This window comes from Streptomyces sp. 8K308, from assembly GCF_004348315.1.
Lineage (GTDB): Bacteria > Actinomycetota > Actinomycetes > Streptomycetales > Streptomycetaceae > Streptomyces.
On record NZ_SMKC01000458.1, the window covers coordinates 1 to 4589 of the forward strand.

The 4589-nt window shown below is 73.3% G+C and carries 3 protein-coding genes; 2 read left to right on the forward strand and 1 reads right to left on the reverse strand.

Going from position 1 to position 4589, the window contains the following annotated elements:
* The coding region (locus E1265_RS33900) for a hypothetical protein (RefSeq protein WP_132934789.1) at nucleotides 1–968 on the reverse strand (968 nt) is incomplete at its 3' end.
* Nucleotides 969–1176: 208 nt separating this feature from the next.
* On the opposite strand from E1265_RS33900, the gene E1265_RS33905 reads away from it, so the two are divergent.
* On the forward strand, nucleotides 1177–3408 hold the full coding sequence (locus tag E1265_RS33905; protein ID WP_132934790.1) for a terpene synthase family protein: 2232 nt from the start codon (nucleotides 1177–1179) through the stop codon (nucleotides 3406–3408).
* 152 nt (nucleotides 3409–3560) lie between these two features.
* Nucleotides 3561–4589: cytochrome P450 (locus E1265_RS33910; RefSeq protein ID WP_132934791.1), on the forward strand; the 1029-nt coding region annotated here is incomplete at its 3' end.

Genomic DNA, 4589 nt, shown 5'->3' on the forward strand with positions numbered 1-4589 from the left:
TCCCCGCTCCCGCCGGGACCGTGGTCGTCCCCGCCCCTGCCGAGGCCGGTGAACCACGGCTCCTGCCACAGCGAGTCGTCGATCTCCAACTCGTTCCTCGGCCGGCGCATGCCGAACCGCACCCTGCCCGTGTGATCGCCGAGCCCGAAGCAGACCCCGAAGAAGTGCGCGAGCGCCGCGTCCACCGGATAGGTCGTGTGGTACTGGACGTCCGCCAGCGGCAGCAGAGTGCCGGCCGGGGCCGCCCGACGGCGCTCCGGTCGGCCGAGCAGCGCCACCGAGCCGCCGTCCCGCAGCAGCCGTGAGGTGTTCGAGTTCTCGCGGCGCAGCTCCCACCGGCCGACCGCCGAGTGAACCGTCACCGAGCACCGTGACCTGCGCCGGCTCCGCTCGATGGTGAGGGCGGCCGGCGCGCTCCCGACCGTCACCGCCAGCAGCTCGGCCACGTTCGCCTGCCCGGCCCGCAGACCGAGCGGGCCGCGCAGCCGCGCCGACGGAACGTCCGGCGCCCACACGTCGGCGCGCGCCAGGCGCCGGTCGACGGCGACCGCTATCGGGCCGCCGGAGGGACCGGACGCGATCCGGCGCGCGATCCACAGCGGCACCTCCTCCCGGGCCGCCTGCCGCGCGTGGTGGGCGACGGCGTCCCGGCCGCCGGCCAACCACACGCACAGCTCGCCGAGCGCGGTGACGAACTCGGCCGCCCTGCGCACCCTCAGCGGCGTCGCCGAGCCCGACGCCCGGATCACCGGGACCAGCCCGGGGCCCTGACCGATCGCGGTCAGCGCCCGCTCGGTCCCGCCCCCGCCGAGCCACCGGCCGCGCAGGTACGCGTCGGCCATCGCCACCAGGTTCAGGTCGGCCAGCGGCGTGATCCTGCCGTGAGCCCGCAGCTGGCCCTCGTCGAGTTCGACGTGACCCGCCAGCGGGTTCCAGGTCTTGTCGGAGTAGAGCGTTCGCTGAGACATCGATCAACAACCCCCCGTCAGCACCATGCGGAGCATGGTCATGCTGTCAGCCAGGACGTCAGGGAGGGGCCAACGGTTCACCTGGACGAGTGGTTTGACAGGGCAACAGGGGGAAGTCGGGTCATGCTGGCGGGACCAAGCAGGCCGGACCCGCCATGTCCGGCCGTCGTCCGGCCCGTGTCCGACCATCCCAGGAGATGACGCGACGGTGGCACAACAGCCCTTTCACCTGCCCGACTTCTACACCCCCTACCCCGCCCGGCTGAGCCCGCACCTCGACGAGGTGCGTGCCCACTCCACGCAGTGGGCGCGCGACATGGGCATGTTGGAGGGCTCGGGGATCTGGTCCCAGCAGGACCTCGAGGCGCACGACTACCCGCTGCTCTGCGCGTACACCCACCCGGACACCACCGCGTCCGACCTGGCGCTGGTCACCGACTGGTACGTCTGGGTCTTCTTCTTCGACGACCACTTCCTGGAGACCTTCAAGCGCTCCCAGGACCGCGCCGGCGGCAAGGCGTACCTGGACCGGCTGCCGGCCTTCATGCCCATGGACCTCGCCGCCGGCACCCCCGAGCCGGTCAACCCGGTCGAGGCCGGCCTCGCCGACCTGTGGGCCCGCACCGTGCCCGCGATGTCGACGGAGTGGCGCGTCAGGTTCGCCAAGGCCACCGAGCACCTGCTCAACGAGTCGCTGTGGGAGCTTGCCAACATCAACATCGGGCGGATCCCCAACCCCGTCGAGTACATCGAGATGCGCCGCAAGGTCGGCGGCGCCCCCTGGTCGGCCGGGCTCGTCGAGTACGCGGCGCGCGCCGAGGTGCCGGCCGCCGTCGCCGCCTCCCGCCCGCTGTGCGTGCTCCGCGACACCTTCGCGGACGCCGTCCACCTGCGGAACGACCTGTTCTCCTACCAGCGCGAGACCGAGGACGAGGGCGAGTTGAGCAACGGCGTGCTCGCGCTCGAGACCTTCCTCGGCTGCACCACCCAGGAGGCCGCCGACGCCGTCAACGACCTGCTGACCGCGCGGCTCCAGCAGTTCGAGCACACCGCGCTCACCGAACTCCCGCCGCTTTTCGCCGAACACGGCCTGACGCCCGACGAGTGCGCCGCCGTGCTCGCCTACGTCAAGGGCCTCCAGGACTGGCAGTCCGGCGGCCACGAGTGGCACCTGCGCTCCAGCCGCTACATGAAGCCGGAGGCCGCGCCCGCCGCCCGGCTCGGCCTCAGCGGCCCCTTCACGGCGCTCGCCGGGCTCGGGGCCGGCCTGGGGGTGTCCACCACCCCGCGCGCCGAGCGGGCCAGGGCGCGCGGTTTCGCGCACGCGCCGCACCAGCGCGTCGGGCCCTCCCTGCTGCCCGACTTCGACCTGCCCTTCGCCCTGAAGCTCAACCCGCTGCTGCCCGCGGCCCGCCGCGAGGTCGTCGACTGGTGCCGGCGCGTCGGCATCTTCACCGACACCCCGGTCGTCTGGACCGAGCGGAAGCTGCGCGGCTACGACCTCGCGCTCTGCGCCGCCGGCATCAGCCCCACCGTGGGGCAGGAGGAGCTCGACCTGGCCAGCGGCTGGCTGGCCTGGGGCACCTACGGCGACGACTACTACCCGGCGGTCTTCGGCCGCACCAGGAACCTGGCGGCGGCCCGCGCCTGCACCGAGCGCCTCGCCACCCTGATGCCGCTCGACGACCCGGGCGCCGCGCCCCCGCCGCTCACCAACGCCCTGGAACGCGGTCTCGCCGACCTCTGGGCGCGCACCGCCGGCGGGATGACCCCCGCCGCCCGCCGCGCGTTCCGCACCACCGTCGTCGACATGACCGACAGCTGGCTGTGGGAGCTCGTCAACCAGGCGCAGAACCGCATCCCCGAACCGGTCGATTACCTGGAGATGCGCCGCAAGACGTTCGGGTCCGATCTGACCATGAGCCTGTGCCGCCTGCGACTCGACCGCTCGCTGCCCGCCGAGGTCTACGAGAGCGGCCCGCTGCGCTCGCTGGAGAACGCCGCGGCCGACTACGGGGCGCTGATCAACGACGTCTTCTCCTACCAGAAGGAGATCGAGTTCGAGGGCGAGATCCACAACGCCGTCCTCGTCGTGCAGAACTTCTTCGACTGCGACTACCCGAGGGCGCTGGGCATCGTGGACGACCTGATGCACTCCAGGCTGCGCCAGTTCCAGCACGTGGCCGCAAACGAACTCCCGGTCCTGGCCGACGACTTGGGCCTGGACGCGGCGCAGCGCGCGGTGCTCGACGGCTATGTGGAACAGCTGGCGAACTGGCTGGCCGCCGTCCTCAACTGGCACCGCGAGTGCCGCCGTTACCGGGAGGAACACCTCCTCGACGACGTCACGCCCCCCGGCTTCCTCGCCCCCACCGGGCTCGGCACCTCCGCCGTCCGGCTGGCCGCCGTCGCCCGCCACCGGGCCGCGGCGGCGCGCTGACGAGGGCCGGCCCGCGACCCAGGCCAGTCGCGGGCCGGCCCCCATTCGCACCGAGGGACGCCGTCGCCATCACCGCCGGGGCGGGAGCGGGCAGGAGAAAGGTTCCCGCATCCGTCACTGCATTCCGTAATCGCACATGTACGTTAGGTGGCGTGCACATCGACGAGTCCTTCTTCGCGGACCCGCACGGGAAGTACGCCCGGCTGCGGGCCAGCCGCTCCGTGCACCGCGTCACCGGCCCCGACGGCGCGGCGGCCTGGCTGGTCACCCGCTACCCGGACGTCCGCGCCGCACTCCAGGACCCCCGCCTGTCCACCAACGCCGCCACCAGCCACGGCGGCGACTACCAGGGCCTCCCCCTGCCGCCCGCGCTCCGCAACGACCTGCTCCACCTCGACCCACCCGACCACACCCGGCTGCGCCGCCTCGTCGCGCCCGCCTTCACCCGCCGCGCCATCGAGCGCCTGCGCCCCACCGTGCAGGCCCACACCGACACCCTGATCGACGCCGTCTACCCGGCCGGCGAGGCCGACCTGCTCGCCGCGCTCGCGCTCCCGCTCCCGCTGCGCGTCATCTGCGGCCTCCTCGGCCTGCCCGCCTCCGCCGGCGCCCAGATCGCCTCCTGGACCGACGCCCTGCTGATCCCAGGCCGGCCGCGCGCCATCCTCGACGCCATGCGGCAGGCCGAGGCCCAGCTGCGCGACGTCATCACCCACAAGCGCCGCCACCCGGCCGACGACCTGCTCAGCACCCTGATCCAGGCCCGCGACGCCGACGACCGGCTCACCGAGGACGAGCTGGTCAGCCTCTCCTTCATCCTCCTCGCCGCCGGCCACGACACCACGGCCAGCATGGTGTGCAACGGCATCCTCGCCCTCCTCGACCCCCGCATGCACTGGGAACGGCTGCTGGCCAGGCCGCAGTTGCTGCCCACCGCCATCGAGGAGCTGCTGCGCTACGACGGGCCGCTGCCGCTCGCCATCCGCCGCTTCGCCACCGAGGACCTGGAGCTCGGCGGCGTCCGGATCCACGCCGGCGACTCCGTGCTGCTCTCGCTCGCCTCGGCCAACCGGGACGCCGCGCACTTCCCCTGCGCCGACGAGGTCGTCCTCGACCGCGCCCCCAACCCCCACCTCTCCTTCGGCCGCGGCACCCACCTCTGCCTCGGCATCCCGCTGGCC